Genomic DNA, 17,942 nt, shown 5'->3' with positions numbered 1-17,942 from the left:
CACTAGAGTTAATCTACAAGAAAGGCAGCCCCTAAAGAAGGGGCTGTTATTGAACACTTACTCTTTTTCAGAATCTGAGTTGCTCAGACTCCAAACATAAGAAGAAACAAGCTGGATTTTATCCTCGCCAAGAATGTCTTTCCAAGCGGGCATTACACCCGACCGGCCATTCATTAGCGTCTCGGTTACATCAGCGCGAGAACCTCCATACAACCAAACTTGATCGGTTAAATTTGGAGCGCCGACTGCTGGGTTACCTTTACCGTCTGTTCCATGACAGGCTGCACAAACGACAAAGCGAGCTTTGCCTGCTTCGGCTTCTCGTGCATTGACCGAGCGCCCTGATAGGCTAAGAGTATAGCTAACGACTTCTTTAACGCCTTGTTCACCCAAAGCATCTTTCCAAGCCGGCATTTGTCCTACACGGCCATGCAAAAGGGTAGTAACAATCGCTTCTGGTTCACCACCATAAAGCCAGTCGTCATCAGTTAAATTAGGAAAGCCTTTTTGGCCACGTGCATCTGAGCCATGACACTGAGAGCAGTTTTGCAAGAATAAACGCTGTCCTACTTTTAACGCCTCTGGGTCTGCTGCAATTTCAGGTACGGAGCGTAATTGCTCTCCGCCATCTACGTAGGCGAGGCGTTTAAATGCTTTTCCAAAGTATGCATCAGCATCGTCTAACTCTTTGGCATATTGAACAAGACGTTTATCTTTCTGCGCTTCAGCTATAGATGCTTTAGATTCCTCAAGCGTTGTCACAGTTTGGTCAGAACTCTGCCAGCCAAGTAAGCCCTTAAAGCTTCCCATGCCTGGGTAAAGTGCAAAGTATATCGCCGCAAATAGAAACGTACCGACAAACAAATACGTCCACCATTTAGGCAGTGGGTTATTTAATTCACGAATACCATCATATTCGTGACCCATATCTGCGCCTTCTTCAATGCCTGTTTTGTCTTTAAGGCACCAAATCAATATCGCAGCACAGCCTACTAATGTACCGACTGTAATGATGATTATCCAAAGACTCCAAAATGTCGTCATTGTTTAGTCACTCCTTGTTCTTTAGAGGGTGTTTGCTCTTCATCAGCAAAAACAAGGTTCGCAGCTTCTTCAAAACGGGCTTTACGGCTTTTACCGAACGCCCACCATACTACGCCTATAAAACATACGAACAGCACTATGGTCCAAATACCGTGAATAGTACCTATATCCATAATCTCACCTCTTGCTTACTTCATTGCGTGACCAAGAGACTGAAGGTAAGCAATGATGGCATCCATCTCTGTTTTACCTTCTACATCTTTTGACGCATTTGTGATTTGTTCATCTGTGTAGGGAACACCAAACTGATCACGGAAAATTTGCATCTTCTTCTGAGTGTACTTACCATCCAGTACATTATCAGCTAACCATGGGAATCCTGGCATATTTGATTCTGGAACCAGCTCTCGTGGGTTGATAAGGTGAACTCGATGCCATTCGTCAGAGTAGCGTCCACCCACACGAGCTAGATCAGGCCCTGTACGTTTTGAACCCCAAAGGAATGGATGCTCCCATACACTTTCACCCGCAATAGAGTAATGACCGTATCGTTCAGTCTCAGCTCGAAATGGGCGAACCATCTGGCTATGACATACGTTACACCCTTCGCGGATGTATATGTCCCTACCTTCAAGTTGTAGGGCAGTGTATGGACGCAAGTTCTCAACGGGCTCTGTTGTTTGTTTTTGGAATATAAGCGGTGTTATTTCCACAAGCGCACCCAAGCTTATTGCAAACACGATGAGAATCGCTAGAAGCCCGACATTACGTTCAACAATTTCGTGGCGATTACTAGAATTAGAACTCATTCTTTTCATCTCCTTATGCTGGGTGCGGGACAGCTTTTAAGCTATCCTTTGGTGCAGATACTGTTTTGTACGTGTTATAAGCCATGAGCAGCATCCCTGTAAGGAATATGGCGCCACCAAGGAAACGTACAAAATAGAACGGATACGACGCTTGTACAGACTCAACAAAACTATAGGTTAGTGTTCCGTCTGAGTTAACAGCTCGCCACATCAAGCCCTGCATTACTCCCGAAATCCACATCGCAACGATATAAAGAACAGTACCGATTGTTGCAAGCCAGAAATGTGCATTGACCATACTCACGGAGTACATACGTTCTTGACCAAATAATCGTGGAACTAGGTGGTAGACAGAACCAATGGACACCATAGCAACCCAACCAAGCGCCCCTGAGTGAACATGTCCTATCGTCCAGTCGGTGTAGTGAGATAGCGCGTTGACCGTCTTGATTGACATCATTGGGCCTTCAAAAGTGGACATACCATAGAAAGAGAGTGAAACGATAAGGAATCTCAGTATTGGGTCATAGCGAAGCTTGTGCCACGCGCCGGAAAGCGTCATGATGCCGTTAATCATGCCACCCCATGAAGGAGCGAACAAAACAAGAGACATCACCATACCGATTGATTGTGTCCAGTCAGGCAATGCGGTGTAGTGCAAATGGTGCGGACCGGCCCAGATATACAATGAGATAAGTGCCCAGAAGTGAACGATAGAAAGGCGATAAGAATAAACAGGACGTTCAGCTTGCTTTGGGACAAAATAGTACATCATACCGAGGAAACCAGCAGTCAATAGGAAGCCTACAGCGTTGTGCCCGTACCACCACTGTACCATGGCATCGACAGCACCAGAGTATATTGAGTAGGACTTAGTCAAAGAGACGGGGATAGCCATACTGTTTACGATATGAAGGACAGCGACCGTAATGATAAAGGCACCAAAGAACCAGTTAGCTACATATATATGGGATGTTTTACGTTTGACTAGCGTTCCAAAGAACACTACCGCATAAGAAACCCAGACCAAGGCTATGCCAATATCAATCGGCCACTCTAACTCTGCGTATTCTTTGCTGGTAGTCATTCCCATAGGTAGCGTTATTGCTGCTGATAGAATAACGGCTTGCCAACCCCAAAAGGTAAAGGCAACGAGAGGGCCACCAAATAGACGAGTTTGGCAGGTACGCTGCACAACATAGTAAGATGTTGCGAACAGTGCACTAGTACCAAACGCAAAAATAACCGCATTAGTATGCAGAGGACGTAAGCGACTGTACGTCAACCACGGCGTATCAAAGTTTAGCTGTGGCCAAACTAATTGAGCGGCAATCAAAACACCAACGCCCATACCGACAATGCCCCATAAAATTGTAACTAGGGTAAATTGGCGGACGACCGTATAGTTGTAGTTTTGTTCAAGCTGCTTTTCTTGGCTCATTTGCATGCTTCCAATTTTTTAATTAACTACACTTTACTTCCAACACGACTCATGTCGTAATGCCACCCAAATCATCTAGAAAGTTACTACTAAACAACTGGTTAAACTTCCTTGTGGATTTTGAAAAAAGTGGCATTTTCAGCCGGCAACTATACTGCATTTAGTATATCAATGACAGTGTAGTACCCTTACACTTGGTCTGGTATTGACCTTTTATTCTAAAACTTTGAAGTTTGTTACACGGAGAAGACTACCGCATGGCAGCCGAAAAACTTACCCCTGGTCGTTTTGCCCAAATTATCATCATGTTAACCCTTTTGGTTGCAGCGTTTACATGGCGTACTTTGGATTACGACAAGCAGGATAAACTCGAGTGCAATTTAACCCCAAAGTGTACGGTTAATATTAATGATAGTTCTCTAATTGCTTATTTAGAAGGCGCTAAGTTAATCATAATAAAACCAACAGGCGGTTGGACAATGATCAACCCAGATCAATCACTGGGAATAGAAGAAAACGAAACGACTTGGAAAGTTCCAATTTCTACAAATCAAGTTATTGAATTTTATTTCAAAAACAAAAATTCGGCGGACCCATTAAAAGTCTCTTTTTTCGTTAAAAATTAAAAGTAACTGGGGTGTTTTCAAAATATTCAAATGATAAATTTAGACTGAATTAATCTCAGGTCCTCACCTGATATTATAAAAGTGCCATATGTAGCAGACTTATACTCTGAGTGTAAGAGGAGATACGTATGGCCTTACTGGACAACCCGATTCAACTTATCGTTGTATTATTCTGTCTATCTTTACTGCCGTTATTTGCAGTCATGGGGACATCGTTTTTAAAACTGTCAATTGTTTTCTCGATGCTGCGAAATGCGTTGGGAATCCAGCAGATCCCACCCAATATGGCAATATATGGTTTAGCTTTGATCTTAACCATGTTTACTATGGCTCCTGTTGGCTTAGCTATTCGTGACAATCTAATAGCGCATCCTATAGATTGGAGCTCTCCTGACCTTTTCACACAAGTGTCCAGTCAGATAATTGCTCCGTATCACCAATTTTTAAGCCATAACACGAGTGAAACACAAATTCAGTTTTTTTCTAAGGTAGGACATGATATTTGGCCTGAACAGTACCAAAATGAACTGTCCAAAGATTCGCTTCTTGTCATGGTACCCGCATTTACTTTAAGTCAGTTAATTGAAGCATTTAAAATTGGTTTCTTGTTATATCTGCCGTTTGTTGCCATTGACTTAATTGTGTCCAACATATTACTCGCGATGGGTATGATGATGGTATCACCAATGACAATAGCTCTGCCGTTCAAACTACTTATTTTTATACTTATGGGCGGTTGGGATAAGCTTATTGGTCAGCTTATGGGGTCTTTCTCATGAATGAAGCTGTTATCGTCCACTTTACCTCAGAATTACTATGGCTTGTGCTGATACTTTCTATGCCAGTTGTGCTGGTTGCGTCAGTAGTAGGGATTCTAGTCAGTTTATTCCAGGCTCTTACTCAGATTCAAGACCAATCGTTACAGTTTTTGATAAAGCTCGTCGCTGTCTGTATTACTTTAGCTGTCAGTTATCATTGGATGGGTAGCACATTGCTCAATTATGCTGGACTCGCTTTTGACCAAATTGGTTACGTAGGAGGCTAGATGTCTGCCCTGAATGAATATGTACCAATCCTTGCTCTATGCATGATGCGTCCATTAGGTATGATGTTGATGCTGCCACTTTTTAAAGGCGGGGCGATGGGAAGTGGGCTTATTCGTAACGCGCTCATTTTAATGTTCGCGCTTCCTGTTATACCTATGATGCAAGCCCATCCTGCTGATTTTTCTTCCAAGCCGTTGGTTGAACTTATTTGGGTTTATGGTGAGGAATTACTGATAGGCCTCATTGTGGGTTTTTGTGCGGCAATCCCCTTTTGGGCAATAGATATGGCTGGTTTTGTCATCGACACCATGCGAGGCGCTTCAATGTCGACAGTGTTGAATCCACTAATGGGACTGCAATCTTCGATATTTGGTATGTTGTTTACTCAAGTTCTAGGCGTGTTATTTCTGGTGACAGGAGGGTTTAACGCTCTGCTTACTGCTCTATATCAGTCGTATTCTTCGCTCCCGCCTGAGTCAGTGTTGTCATTTAATAGTGAGCTACTTATCTTCATTGGTCAGCAATGGCAAATGATGTCAGACATGTGTTTAAGTTTCGCTTTGCCTGCGATGGTTGTAATGATTTTGGTCGACGTTGGTCTAGGTCTTGTTAACCGCTCAGTGGAGCAACTCAACGTATTCTTCTTATCAATGCCTATCAAAAGTATTCTGGTTGTTTTCCTACTGCTGGTAAGTATGCATTTTGCTCTTTCTCATTACCTTACTCAAATCAATCAGTTTGAAGGAAAAATCTCTACTTTATTCCAGCTAATTAAGGGATAACTATGGCCGAAAAAACTGAGAAACCCACACATAAACGCCTAAAAGACGCTCGTAAAAAAGGCCAAGTTATAAAAAGCACTGAAATTGTAACAGGGCTTCAAATGGCGGTGATTCTTGGTTATTTTGTCGTTGAAGGGCAGGGAATGATGGACGCAGTCTGGAAGATGATCGAGATTTCAATCAACTCGATAAACCTTCCAATCAAGATTGCTGCCGAGTCTGTGCTGGCCGCGTTTGTTTTTATTATGCTCCGTTTTATGGCTGGGCTGGTTGTTATTCTTGTAATCACAGTGGTCATCAGTTGTATGGCCCAAACTGGCCCAGTGTGGGCATCAGAAAGCCTCACTCCAAGTTTTAATAAAATTAATATAATTAATAATGCTAAGAATATTTTTTCAATGAAAAGTGTATTCGCGTTATTAAAAAATATACTTAAAATTTTAGTTTTGACGGTAGTTTTTTATTACCTACTTCATCAACATGTTAACATGTTTCAATACTTACCTTCTTGCGGTGCTGAGTGTGGTGTTACCGTGACTTTCACTCTGGTGAAATGGCTTTGGGGCGCATTTTTAATCTGTTACTTGGTGTTTGCAGTTGCAGACTATGCCTTCGTGCATTTTCAAACAATGAAAGAGTTGAAAATGTCTAAAGATGATACGAAGCAAGAATATAAGGAAACTGAGGGTAACCCAGAAGTTAAACAAAAGCGCCGAGAGCTCCAGAGAGAAACAGCAAATGGCTCGCTTATGCAAAATGTTAAAAAATCAACTGTCATAGTTCGAAACCCAACTCATATTGCAGTCTGTTTGTACTATCAAGCTGATGAAACGCCTCTACCTGTGGTTTTAGATAAAGCACAAGATCATATGGCGCTTCATGTGGTAGATATGGCAGAAGAACACGCCATACCAATGGTAGAAAATGTACCGCTGGCAAGAGCCTTGTTTAATCAAGTTGAGTCTGGTCAGGTAATTCCTGAATCCTTATTCGAACCTGTAGCTGAGCTACTTCGAGTAGTAATGAATGTATCCTATGATGGTGATGACTAAAGTGTTTATGTCCTAAACGTTATTTGCTCCAACGCCAGCTTAAACATGTCAAATACTACAATCATGCAAAAAGAAGGCCCAACCATTGTCTAAAGTTTGACCGTTTTGCGGCTTTCTTTCATCATTGGTACCAATTTACATCACTTAAATGAAAAACATTCTTGATAACTTCCCACTGAGTGTTAGATTAACTATCAATAGCATCAATAAGTTCATAACCGTTTAGTTATAATAAATCTAAGTCCTATCGGTTTATGGATGTGGAGGATGACAATGACATTTGGTGAATACACTCAGTTAAAGATTTTGGTTGTAGACGATCATGATCTCATATTCGATGGTTTAAAGAGTTGTCTTGCTCCTTACCCTAACTTGGAGTTGGTTGGTTTTGTGACGGACGGTTTGAGCGTCTATGAGGAGTGTTTGAAACACAAACCAGATATGGTTTTTATGGATCTCAATTTACCTGGTATGTCTGGTGTAGAAGCAATACGACAATTACGTAAACGCTGGCCTGACATGATGATTATTGTGTTAACTGCCTTTGAAGAGGAAAGGAAAGCCCGCGAAGCTTTAGATGCTGGCTCGAATGGTTATGTGCTCAAAAATGGGTCAAAAAGTACGTTACTTGCGGCGATTAAAAGTGTCACTAGGGGGAAAAACTTTTTAGATCCCGCGTTAGATGCCAAACACATCGAGGCATTAAGCCTGGTTGAAGAAGGCGATATTCCCGTTTTAACACCACGTGAAAAGCAAGTGCTTAAACTTATCTTCGAAGGTAAACGCAACCGTGACATTGCAGAAGCGTTACTGATTGGATTAAAGACGGTAGAAACCCATCGAATGAATATAATGCGTAAACTTGATGCACACAACGTAGCAGATTTAATGAAGTGGGCGCACAGGATGGGTATTTAGGCCTGTTGCTAATTGTTAATCACTGACCGCTACCAAGTGAAAATGGTAGCGGTTAAGTCTTTATTGGTACACTTAAATTCCTTGTGAGATTTGTTGGCAAAGAAGTCGTATGTTTCCTGTTTTTTTGTCATATTCATAGTCAGGAATAACCAATGGTAGTTTTGACAACTTCAAACCCTTTGATTTCCCTCCCCACTTAATAGGCCTACCTGTCGTGTCATAATATACTTGGTTTTCATAGTCGATAAAGCCAGGTTGCCACCCGTCACCCAGATAACTCAAGTCTGCTGATTTATCATACCATTCATGACTAATCAGAGTTACTATCGCTCCATTTATAGGGCTGCGGTCCCAAAATACAAAATACTCTGGAACAACTGAACGCTCTGCTACGGAAAAATATTTAAGCGGGTATCTATCTTTAGGCCACCAAGAAGGATACTTTTCATCAAAATTACTACCCACATGGTTCTTTGCCTTAATAGCTTCCATCTCACTCCGTCTGTAGACGTTGACTCTTAGCTCTCCCTGCTGAACTCTCACCATTTGACCAGCTTCCAATCTGTTGGATTGAATAACGGTCTCTGAGCAATATTCTAAATTCACAGGTGTACCATGCGTGATAAATGCGACAAACACTCCCGCTAACACTAATAATCTTTTAATAACAATTCCTTAAATCTAATACCTCAATAAGTCGCGAGTAGCGTTACCACTAAACTAAACCTTGCCATCGTAAACACAAAAACCAGTGAATGGAATGAAAAATTCCAAGCGTGCGGGATTAAGTTTTTCTATTTATCTAATTTTTCATTAAGTGATCAAAGAACAATAAAAATTAAAGTAAATACAATCCGCAATCATATAAAAACTAACCAACGTGTTATTTATTGTTGTACTTTTCTAGAGCATTGATTAACAGAGAAAACTCTTCATCAGTTATTTGTTGGCCGCTTTCAATTTGATGCTCTAGAGTGCTTACCGTATCGAAAACATTGGAAGCACCGGCAAGTCCTGCACTGCCTTTTACATTGTGTAAGATGTCTTTAAGCTCAGACCAATTCTTATCAGCAAAGCTTTCCCTTGCAGCATTGGCCATTTCTTTAAAGTGGTTGGTAAGGCGTTGGGTAAATTCGCCTTCATTAAAATCCATAATGGGAGTGTCTGATTCCACATTAATGTCTGGTTGCATGTCGCGATCTATTTGAATTTCTGCTGCATGCTCTAACACTTTAGCGAGTTCTTTCATAGAGACAGGCTTGGTTAGGTAGCCGTTCATAAGGTTTATCGAATTATCATGCTCTGACGGATTAGCGTTTGCAGTCAGGGCTATGATTGGGCAGTCGGTATCTAGCGTTGTTTCGCTTTCTCGCCAAAGCTTGGTCGTCTGATAGCCATCGATCTCTGGCATCCTAATATCCATCAATACCAAATCGAATACATGCTGTTCACTGTATTGTAGCGCCATCTTTCCGCTGCTGGCACATGTCACTTCTTGGCCCAGCTCAATCAGCATTTTGCTCACTATGTCACGATTGGTTTCAACGTCATCGACAAGTAACACTTTTAGTTTCCATGGAATCATTTCTTTTGGATTTGTATGCGTGTTTTGTGTGGAAATACCATGTTGCAGTTCGTATAGTCGTTTCCATAAACGCCAAGGTAAGTAATGAAATTCTTCGCTTTTGAGTGCATCAGAGTCACTGGAAATGCAATGACCGCCCCATGCTTGAATCTGTGTGTGAAGTGCTTCAGGTGCTTCAATACCTGCTTCTTTAAGGCGTAGAAGCATTCCAGGGTCATTCAGAGGCATTTTGAAGATAAATTCTGAACCTTTACCATATTCACTTGTTACTGTAAGACTACCGCCCATTATATTTGCCAGTTTACGTGAAATAGGCAGGCCTAAACCTGTTCCAACCTGATGCTGTGAAGATTGTCGGAAAGGTTCAAATACTTCATTGAGCTTATCTTCTCGAATTCCTGGCCCTGTATCTTTGACACAAAACCATAGTTGGTTATCTATGACATCAATAGACAAAACAATCTCACCTTGCTCAGTGAACTTTGCCGCATTACCTAACAAGTTAACTAAGATTTGTCTAACGCGAATAGGATCAAATGAGCTGGTTTCTGGAGTGTTTGAACTGACAATAGTTTTTAGCTGGATTGGTTTATCTATAATGTAAGACTGTATGGTTAACATAGCCTCATCTACGATTTTAAGAAGCGGGTTATCGCTAATATTTAATTCAATTTGGTCTGCTTCTATACGCGAAAAATCTAGCAAGTTATTAATAATGCTTAATAATGATTTAGCGCATGTATAAGCTGTGTTTCTAAGATCAGCTTGCTGGTCACTTAAAATAGTATTTCGTAATAATTCCAACGAACCAATAATACCATTAAGCGGTGTTCTTATTTCGTGGCTAATATTCGTAAGATGCTCACTTTTTCTAGCCGTTGCTTTTTCTGCGACCTGTTTAGCGTGCGCTAACTCAACCGTTCGTAGCTCAACTTTCGATTCTAATTCATCGTAGCTCAACTTGATTGTATCAAGTAGCATGTTGTAGGCCCTTGCAATGTCTCCGAGTTCGTCTTTTCGGGATTCAGATAAGCGCCTATCGAAGGTTGGCTGTCGATCGCTATTAATGATGTCTACAAAACTGCGAATGGGGTTAGCAAGAGACTTTCTCAATATGACAAGCATAATAATGGTCATAAGGCCGAAGGATACGAGAGACCACTTAAGTTCATTATAAAATGGTGCATAGGCCAGCTTTTCAATTTTAGACTTGGGTATTAACGAAATTTGATGCCAGTTTGGGCCATCAATAAATTTACTCACCACATAAAAGTTGTTGATTTGATGAAACTTAGGTTTACCTTTGACAGCACTAGCACTCTGGTTATAGTCAATAAACTGTTTCAACTCTTTCTTTATCGTGTCATTTATTCCTATTTGACCAAATACAGGGACAATATCATCTCGGGTGATAAATAAATTGATGTCATCTTTGGCATAGACATTGGAAACTGTGAGTACATCTTCAATATTAATCGCAAAGCCAACCTGACGAGCCAAACTATTATTGGGATCCAGTGTGTAACTCAGCAGAATGTAAACACTGTTGCGTTCGCGGTCATACTTAGGCTCACTCCAGCGAAAACCCTCTTTGGCCGGACGCTTAGCAAGGTCAATAATCTCTTGAATTCTCTGCTCTTGATGTTCCCGTTCTCGCTCGGATGCAGAGTAAATTGAGACATGTTTATTCGGCTCTATGATAAAGGAGTCAACATAGCGTTGCTGCCCAGCAATACCGAATGTTTGCAGAGCCCAGAGTTTTTTATGGTCAATATCCAAAGTTTGTTTTCCAATATTAAATTGCCTGGCAACCAGTTCAATATTGGGATCAATCCTTAACGTTTTAAATTGCTCGAGTCTCTGTTCAAATTGCTGTGTATCTTCCATGGCTTGTTGAAACAAGCTTTGATTCATCTGAGATCGAATCTCTCCCATTTCGTTATAGCTTTTGAGTGTTTGATTGAGAGTGCCTTTATAGGTGTTATCAAAGGCGCTGATTTGAATTAGGACCCATAAGCCAATAAAAACAGAAACAAATGCGACGGTGAGCTTGGTTACGAGAGAGGAGTTCCAGCTAGTTTTCATATCCAATCCTAAGGCCGTAGAGATTCATTTTTCTAGTTCTACCATAGCGCGAATAACTGCCTAAGGTCCACCTTTGCCGTCGAATGACAAGCGTAGATTTGCATCAATTTCAGATTAAGGTGTTCACCTGATAGCGAGTAATCATTGAACAAATGATAATGATCTCATATTCAGAAAAGAGGTTTTCAATGTTCGATCGTTTACTAGCAATGAATTACATCGATACGGCTGATTTGCCTGCAAATAGTCATTGGCAAGCCCGTTGCGCTGGTCGCTTAGCTCGTTGTATTACATCGGAGTACTATTTCACGTTCGGAATACTGATAACACCTCCAAACGAACGCAGTTGGTTAAGACAGGCGACACTTGTGTTGGCAGCATGTGAACAGGGGCGCGACTGTGCACTTGAACAGCGTGGAGAGGAGTGGATTTTGTGGTCGTACTACCCAAATGAATTGGATGATAAAGAGCTTACTACGTCAGTACAGTTGCAGTTAGCTCTCATCCACTATTTGGAAAGAGATATGCTCAAATCAACCCTCGTCACTAAACCTCGTCTCTGGAGGAAAAAACTATGAAGAAGTTATTATGTTGGTTGTTGCTTTTTACCATGAACTTTGCTCACGCAGCACCTATATCCTCAGTGCAATGGCATGGAGAGCCCTTTGTTTTTTACAGTCGTGGGACACCATTGAAATCGGTTATAGAAGATGTGGGTAAAAACTATGGTATTCCCATTGATGTTAGCAATCAAGTTACCGACACATTTAGCGGCCAGATAGACGGTAAAACACCTAAACAGATTCTAACCATGTTGGCACAGCGCTACGGCTTAGTTTGGTACTATGACGGCGATTTGTTGCATGTTTACAAAGCCAGACAAGTTACCAATGAAATCGTTTCTCTTACGTCTCTTTCTAACGATCAAGCCGTTCGTTATATCGCCAAAGCCAATCTTTTGGATAAAGTGGCTTGTGAGGTCACCTCTATCTCTGGGCTTCATGCATTGCAGGTTAATGGTGTGCCTGCCTGTGTGACCTCTGTGACTAAATTTGTAAAACAGCTTGATACTGACTCGCAGCAAAACGCTAAGTCACAGAAAGAGGTGCGTATTTTCCCTTTGAAGTACGCATCAGCAACAGACAATGTATATCGTTATCGTAGCCAAGATGTCACCGTACCTGGTGTCGTATCCGTATTGAAGCAAATTGATCAAGAAGATAGCTCACAGCCAAAAGAAGAAACAACAAGTTTTTCGGCAGATTCAAGACAAAATGCTGTGATCGTAAGAACTAACAAGCAAGACATGACTATGTACGCGTCCTTGATCAAGCAATTGGATATTACGCCAACCATGATTGAAGTTTCAGTCACTATCATTGACGTCGATACCTCTGATTTCAATCAATTGGGTATTGATTGGTCCGCAGCTGCCAAGATTGGTGGGGGGAGTGTATCGTTCAACCAAGGAAGTCTAAGTAGTGACAATTTCTCTACGGTAATTGGTAACACAGGTAACTTCATGGTTAGGTTAAATGCCCTGCAACAAAATTCTAAAGCAAAAGTGTTATCAAGGCCCTCAGTCGTGACCTTGAATAATGTTCAGGCAATATTAGATAAAAATGTCACTTTCTATACCAAAGTTGAAGGTGAGAAAGTCGCTAAGCTCGAATCTGTAACAACGGGTTCTCTACTTAGAGTGACGCCCAGACTTGTTAATGAAAACCATCATAAAAAAGTGATGCTGTCACTTAACATACAAGATGGCCAGCAGTCTAAACCACTGAGTAATAAGGACCCATTGCCTCAGGTTGAAAACTCAGAGATTGCAACTCAGGCGACGTTAAAAACGGGAGAAAGCCTTTTACTCGGTGGCTTTGTTCAAGATAAAGATCATACAGTGGAGAACAAAATTCCACTTTTGGGTGATATTCCTTTAGTAGGCGGACTTTTTAGAAGCACTGATCACAGTAAGCAGAGCGTAATGCGATTGTTTCTAATCAAAGCTGAACCCGTTAATCAATAACGAGGACCTATCATGGAAGCAAGTATTAAACTTTTATGGCTCACAGGCCCAATGCAAGGGAGAGAGTTAAAACTCCCTTCAGGCGACCTTTCTATGGGGCCTAGTGGTGACATCATGGTCCCAATTGATCAACCTGATGCGATAAGCCTTAGCGTTGATGATAAAGGAGTGATGGTGAAGGGTAATGTGGCTACATGGGTAAATGGCAAAAGAGCGAATCTTGCAGAGTACTTACCTCTTGGCCAACCCATAGAATTATCTGGGGTCGGGTTTATTTTAGGCCACTGTGAACAAGAGTTAACTTGGCAAAAATTGCCTTCGCATTCCACTAAAAAATCTGGCCGTTTGAGCAATATCTTTTTGTTTGCAACCAGTTTGTTTGCTCTGGTAACCATGTTAGTTGTGCTAATGCTTCCGGTTAAAACGGTACCTGTCTTTAACCCTAGGTTATGGCTACAAAGTCAGCTCAATGTGCCTGCACTGCATCAGGTAGACGCGAGTTGGGGAGCGGATGGTATTGTGACTCTCACAGGATATTGTGATAACTCAGCCTCAATGGCCAAATTAAAAGAGGGACTTAAGCAACATTCCATTCGCTTTAATGCTAAAGCAGTATGTACGGACAAGTTAGTCGGTAGCGTCGAGTCTATTTTAAGTGCGAATGGCTACCAGAATATACATGTGGCACCAACTCGTCGTATGGGTGAAGTTAGGATTTCAGGGGCGATTCAGTCGGGTGATCAATGGGATAAGGTCACAACAGAGTTGGAACAGATTCAAGGGTTGAAGCATTGGCAAGTGGCGAATGACATGGGCGGATATGTTCATAAGTTTATTAGTGCGCTACGTGAGCATAATTTATTGAATGGTGTCATGGTTGAGCGTCGCCAAGAAAGCATACTCGTTACTGGCCAACTAAATGATGATGTTCGTAGCCAAATATACCAAGTCAACAAAGACCTTATGGTTAACACAGGTCAAGTTGTTGATGTTCGATTTGAGAATATCCCTATTAGGGACAATTTAACTCGTTATCTATCTGGCCAGATCGTTAGTTTTGGCGGTAATGCAAGTCACCCATTTGTTGAGCTAAGCAATGGCAGTCGTCTACAAATCAATAGCAAGCTGGAAAATGGTTATGTTGTTAGTCATATCGATTTAAAAGGATTGGACTTAAGCCGCGATGGTGAAGTCATCCATATTCCATTCATTTTATAAGTAGGAGGCACTATGGCACGTATTACAAACCTAGAGACATGTTTAAAAAATGATCCGCAAATCAAAGATGCTCTGATTAGTCAGCTGGATCGCACCAAATCAGATCTGAGTAATGAACCACATAAAAATATCCAAACATTAAATGGAGCGATTGACGCTGCAAAAGATGTTATTGGCATTTTAGCGAAACGTTATAAGTAAGAATATTAGACCCTATATAGGAGGTAATTATGGACGCATTTGAAGATATGAAAGCTGTGATGAATGCATTAAATGACCGCAGAGGAGCACTTACTGAACAAATTCAGGAATTTGAATCACTACAAGGAGAGATTCAAGAATTAATGGGACGAGCTAATCATGATCCAGATGCTAGGGAAAAGCTTAACAAGCTGAATCAGATGTTCCCAGAGGGTATGTCTTCACCCCAAAAAGAAATAATGAAAAAAGTGACGCAAATAGAAGATGGTTTTAAAGCGTTACAACAAGGTTTTATGGCTTTAGGAGAAACTGAAGCATCTAAACCTGACGATCAGCCCACAGTGCGAAAAGTAAAAGGCATGAAAAAATACATGTAATAGTGATAAATATCATATTACAAAGCATTTCATTTTTATAACCGACACAAGAAAACATTGTGTCGGTTTTTTTATATGTCTTATGTCAGTTTTTAAGACATCTCATTTATCTGGTCATACCAGAGTTATAAGGTACCAGTAAACATTAGGAATAATCGCTTTACTCAAACGTTAGAATGGAACAACAAACTGAGATGATAAATGGTGAACTCCAAATTTACACCCCAGCTTGTAGTAACAAACTTATTAATTTGAGGTAAATATTATGAGCGAATATATTTCAAGCAACACTGGACCAAGTATTCATGAAGTAAACGGCCCTAAGAATGACTACACATCAGAATCAAAAGATGGTGGATTCTTCTCATTTGGCATTGCCACCTTATATGACTTTATGAGTACTGTCTTTGCATTGGGTCAACAAAAATTTGAAGAGATGCAACTTAAATCTCGAGTAACACGTGATGCTCAAGAAATGGCAAACCGCGTGGATGAAAAAATTGCCGAAGCGGCTAAAGAAGGTGATAAAGCGACCCGTCAGCTTCCAGAAGATGTGATTAATTACATGAAACAGAATGGGTTTAAGGTAAGTGGTAAATCTATCGACCAATATCTTCAGGAAAATGGTCCTAACCTTGACCAAGGAAAACTTCAAGCTGTCAAAGCAGCACTAGAAACCGTTTCAAATCGTGCTTCTGATTTCGTCACGCAGGCACAGCTAAAAATACAAAAACTGACACAAAATGCCAATATGATCACCAGTTTGATCAGTAGCTTACAAACCATGATCAAACAGCTTTGTGACACTATTTTCCAAGGCATTCGATAGGAGGAAAATTATGAAAGCGAATGATTTTTCTTCTTTGCAAACATTCCTTCAGCAAGGTGGCTCTCTGAAAATGTTGGCTGATATCAATCCTAAAGATCTAGATATTCTTTATCGATATGGCACTCAGCTCATGAATTATGGAGACTATGAGGGAGCAAAGCGTATCTTCTACCTATTGATGAAGATTGATCAATGGAACTTTGACTACTTTTTCTCCCTTGGTACCTGTTGCCAACAGCTTGGAGAACATGAAGAAGCCATATTCTGTTTTGGCCGAGCTGGAATCGTTAACATCGAAGATCCACGCAGCCCTTATTATGCCGGAAAAAGTTATGGTGCGCTTGGCAATATAGCTTATGCCATCAAATCATATAAAGCAGCCTTGCGGATATGTGACTGTCATGGTGAAGGTGTATGGGCGGATGTAAAAGATAATTCTCACAAAGCGTTAGCAAATTTGACGCAGGAGGTCTGTTATGAGCAGTAATATCAATATTGATAATAATTTCGCAGTGCAGCCTTCATTTGATCTTGGAGGTGTGGATTCTCCTAAAATACGAGCGCGATTACCGGATTCTCGCTCCTTTACACAGCTAGAGCATACACCAAATAAGGGCCAACTAGTTAGCTTAGAAGAGGCAAACCAAGCACTTGAACGTGTGACAAACCAGAAAGTTTCTGTAAGTCATATCGAGCATGCATCTATGAGTGACATTGCTCTTCTCGTCGCCAGTATTGGTATTGAAGTATTTACCGATACCGCAAAAGCATTGGCCAAATCAAGCCAGCTAAAGACAGATACTCAGGCGGTGTTAAATGATAAACGAGTAAAGGAGTTTCAAGAGCAATTAGCAAAGCATATTGAGCAATCGGAGAAAGCCCATAAAGGCGGTATTTTTGGTGCCATATTTGACTGGATAGTCGGTGCTGTTGAGGCTGTCATTGGTGTGTTTAAGCTTATCGAAGGTGCAGCACGTATTGCGGTTGGCGATGTGGTCGGTGGTGCAATGGATATGGCCAGTGGAGGCGCATACCTTACCGCAGGGATCGCTGGCATGGTCAAAGCCGCTGCCGAAACAGCGATACTATGTGGAGCAGACAAAGAGAAATGCCAACAGGTTATTGATGTTGCCGGTAAGGTTCAATTAGGAGCCGAGGTAGTTGGTATGGCTCTGGATATTTTCCAAGCAGGGCGCGCTATATCTGCAACACGCTCTATTGCTAAAGGTACCGAAACCGCGATGACAGAAGCTGCTCCTAAGCTAGTTGAAAGTATCGGCAAAGGCTCAACTAGTGAAGTGGCAAATATTGCCCAGCAGATAGGCAGCCAAGTCTCGGAGCAAGTTTCAGAGCAGGTTGCAGAGCAGCTTATGAAAGGAGCAACTCAAGCGATTGAACAGGTCGCAGAGCAAGGTGGGCACATCGCCCAATCACTGACAGAGGCTTTTAGCAAAAGTGCAATTGAAAAATTTGTCAGCCAAGCAGTAGAAAAAGTTGCCGTTTCGGCGATGGAGAAAGGCGGCCAAGTTACTGCTGAACAGATTACTAAAGAGGCGGTCAAAGCGGTTCGTAACGAAGTTATAAGCCGTGCTATCAAAGCTTGTACCTATACATCATTGGAGTTGATTCGAGCTTCTGCTGGTGCGGGTAAAGCAATCACTAACGGTGTGATAACAATTGAAAAAGCCAAACTACAGAAACAAATTGAAGATCTCATTATTAAGCAGAATTTCATGGAGTTTTGTTATGACTGGCTTGGTGAGAACAAAAAACAAGTCAATGAAAGAAATCGTAGTGAACTGGCTAAAGCGGGCGAAGCTGTTGATGGTGCCACTAAGGTGATCAATGAATCAGCAATGTTACAAACTCGCATTATCAATGCATCTGTTTAGTTAAGGGGAAT

The 17,942-nt window shown here is 41.4% G+C and carries 20 protein-coding genes; 14 read left to right on the top strand and 6 right to left on the bottom strand.

Going from position 1 to position 17,942, the window contains the following annotated elements:
• Positions 1-57: 57 nt before the first annotated feature.
• The 4 genes from ccoP to ccoN are packed head-to-tail and all read right to left on the bottom strand — an operon-like array spanning position 58 to position 3,300.
• Complete coding sequence (gene ccoP, locus MHN79_RS11740; RefSeq protein WP_160927537.1) at positions 58-1,044, bottom strand: cytochrome-c oxidase, cbb3-type subunit III; 987 nt, start codon at positions 1,042-1,044, stop codon at positions 58-60.
• The gene (locus MHN79_RS11735) at positions 1,041-1,217 is read right to left on the bottom strand and encodes a cbb3-type cytochrome oxidase subunit 3 (RefSeq protein ID WP_114785677.1); all 177 of its coding nucleotides are present in this window, start codon (positions 1,215-1,217) and stop codon (positions 1,041-1,043) included. The genes ccoP and MHN79_RS11735 overlap by 4 nt, the downstream gene beginning before the upstream one ends.
• A 15-nt stretch (positions 1,218-1,232) precedes the next feature.
• On the bottom strand, positions 1,233-1,853 hold the full coding sequence (gene ccoO, locus MHN79_RS11730) for a cytochrome-c oxidase, cbb3-type subunit II (RefSeq protein WP_152430430.1): 621 nt from the start codon (positions 1,851-1,853) through the stop codon (positions 1,233-1,235).
• A gap of 13 nt (positions 1,854-1,866) precedes the next feature.
• On the bottom strand, positions 1,867-3,300 hold the full coding sequence (gene ccoN, locus MHN79_RS11725; protein WP_114785679.1) for a cytochrome-c oxidase, cbb3-type subunit I: 1,434 nt from the start codon (positions 3,298-3,300) through the stop codon (positions 1,867-1,869).
• 251 nt (positions 3,301-3,551) lie between these two features.
• Between ccoN and MHN79_RS11720 the strand changes: the two genes are divergently transcribed.
• The 6 genes from MHN79_RS11720 to MHN79_RS11695 all read left to right on the top strand — a co-directional run bounded on the left by MHN79_RS11720 (position 3,552) and on the right by MHN79_RS11695 (position 7,718).
• Complete coding sequence (locus tag MHN79_RS11720) at positions 3,552-3,920, top strand: hypothetical protein (RefSeq protein WP_239173042.1); 369 nt, start codon at positions 3,552-3,554, stop codon at positions 3,918-3,920.
• Between the two features lie 128 nt (positions 3,921-4,048).
• The gene (sctR, locus tag MHN79_RS11715; RefSeq protein ID WP_239173041.1) at positions 4,049-4,699 is read left to right on the top strand and encodes a type III secretion system export apparatus subunit SctR; all 651 of its coding nucleotides are present in this window, start codon (positions 4,049-4,051) and stop codon (positions 4,697-4,699) included.
• Positions 4,696-4,965 carry an EscS/YscS/HrcS family type III secretion system export apparatus protein gene (locus MHN79_RS11710; RefSeq protein WP_114785682.1) on the top strand — a complete coding sequence of 90 codons (270 nt, stop codon included), beginning with the start codon at positions 4,696-4,698 and terminating at the stop codon, positions 4,963-4,965. Before sctR ends, MHN79_RS11710 begins: the two co-directional genes overlap by 4 nt.
• On the top strand, positions 4,966-5,748 hold the full coding sequence (sctT, locus tag MHN79_RS11705; RefSeq protein WP_239173040.1) for a type III secretion system export apparatus subunit SctT: 783 nt from the start codon (positions 4,966-4,968) through the stop codon (positions 5,746-5,748).
• A gap of 2 nt (positions 5,749-5,750) precedes the next feature.
• Positions 5,751-6,800 (top strand): EscU/YscU/HrcU family type III secretion system export apparatus switch protein, encoded by a 1,050-nt coding sequence (locus MHN79_RS11700; RefSeq protein WP_239173039.1) that lies wholly within the window; start codon positions 5,751-5,753, stop codon positions 6,798-6,800.
• 267 nt (positions 6,801-7,067) lie between these two features.
• Entirely contained in the window at positions 7,068-7,718 is a 651-nt protein-coding gene (locus MHN79_RS11695) for a two component system response regulator (protein ID WP_239173038.1), read from the top strand.
• A 72-nt stretch (positions 7,719-7,790) separates the two neighbouring features.
• Here MHN79_RS11695 and MHN79_RS11690 read toward each other — a convergent pair whose 3' ends face one another.
• Both MHN79_RS11690 and MHN79_RS11685 read right to left on the bottom strand, forming a co-directional pair.
• Positions 7,791-8,369, bottom strand: a complete 579-nt coding sequence (locus MHN79_RS11690; protein WP_239173037.1) for a hypothetical protein — start codon at positions 8,367-8,369, stop codon at positions 7,791-7,793.
• Positions 8,370-8,601: 232 nt separating this feature from the next.
• Entirely contained in the window at positions 8,602-11,388 is a 2,787-nt protein-coding gene (locus MHN79_RS11685) for a two component system sensor kinase (RefSeq protein ID WP_239173036.1), read from the bottom strand.
• A gap of 188 nt (positions 11,389-11,576) precedes the next feature.
• Here MHN79_RS11685 and MHN79_RS11680 point away from each other — a divergent pair, with 188 nt between their 5' ends.
• From MHN79_RS11680 to sctE, 8 genes are all read left to right on the top strand, one after another.
• Positions 11,577-11,966 carry a hypothetical protein gene (locus tag MHN79_RS11680; protein ID WP_239173035.1) on the top strand — a complete coding sequence of 130 codons (390 nt, stop codon included), beginning with the start codon at positions 11,577-11,579 and terminating at the stop codon, positions 11,964-11,966.
• Complete coding sequence (locus tag MHN79_RS11675; RefSeq protein WP_239173034.1) at positions 11,963-13,414, top strand: EscC/YscC/HrcC family type III secretion system outer membrane ring protein; 1,452 nt, start codon at positions 11,963-11,965, stop codon at positions 13,412-13,414. Before MHN79_RS11680 ends, MHN79_RS11675 begins: the two co-directional genes overlap by 4 nt.
• Positions 13,415-13,426: 12 nt before the next feature.
• Positions 13,427-14,632 (top strand): type III secretion system inner membrane ring subunit SctD, encoded by a 1,206-nt coding sequence (gene sctD, locus MHN79_RS11670; protein ID WP_239173033.1) that lies wholly within the window; start codon positions 13,427-13,429, stop codon positions 14,630-14,632.
• Between the two features lie 12 nt (positions 14,633-14,644).
• A complete protein-coding gene (locus MHN79_RS11665) occupies positions 14,645-14,833 on the top strand; it encodes an EscE/YscE/SsaE family type III secretion system needle protein co-chaperone (protein ID WP_160927513.1) in 189 nt (62 codons plus the stop codon).
• Between the two features lie 29 nt (positions 14,834-14,862).
• On the top strand, positions 14,863-15,210 hold the full coding sequence (locus tag MHN79_RS11660; protein ID WP_160927511.1) for a hypothetical protein: 348 nt from the start codon (positions 14,863-14,865) through the stop codon (positions 15,208-15,210).
• A 265-nt stretch (positions 15,211-15,475) separates the two neighbouring features.
• Positions 15,476-16,039 (top strand): secretion protein EspA, encoded by a 564-nt coding sequence (locus MHN79_RS11655; RefSeq protein WP_160927509.1) that lies wholly within the window; start codon positions 15,476-15,478, stop codon positions 16,037-16,039.
• A gap of 10 nt (positions 16,040-16,049) precedes the next feature.
• Entirely contained in the window at positions 16,050-16,526 is a 477-nt protein-coding gene (locus MHN79_RS11650) for a SycD/LcrH family type III secretion system chaperone (protein WP_239173032.1), read from the top strand.
• Positions 16,516-17,931 (top strand): type III secretion system translocon subunit SctE, encoded by a 1,416-nt coding sequence (gene sctE / locus MHN79_RS11645; RefSeq protein ID WP_239173031.1) that lies wholly within the window; start codon positions 16,516-16,518, stop codon positions 17,929-17,931. Before MHN79_RS11650 ends, sctE begins: the two co-directional genes overlap by 11 nt.
• Positions 17,932-17,942: the final 11 nt, after the last annotated feature.

The organism is Vibrio sp. Of14-4 (genome assembly GCF_022347625.1).
Taxonomy (GTDB): Bacteria; Pseudomonadota; Gammaproteobacteria; order Enterobacterales; family Vibrionaceae; genus Vibrio; species Vibrio pristinus.
Note: the sequence above shows the minus strand (reverse complement) of the source record. Positions and strands in the feature narration are given on the sequence as shown.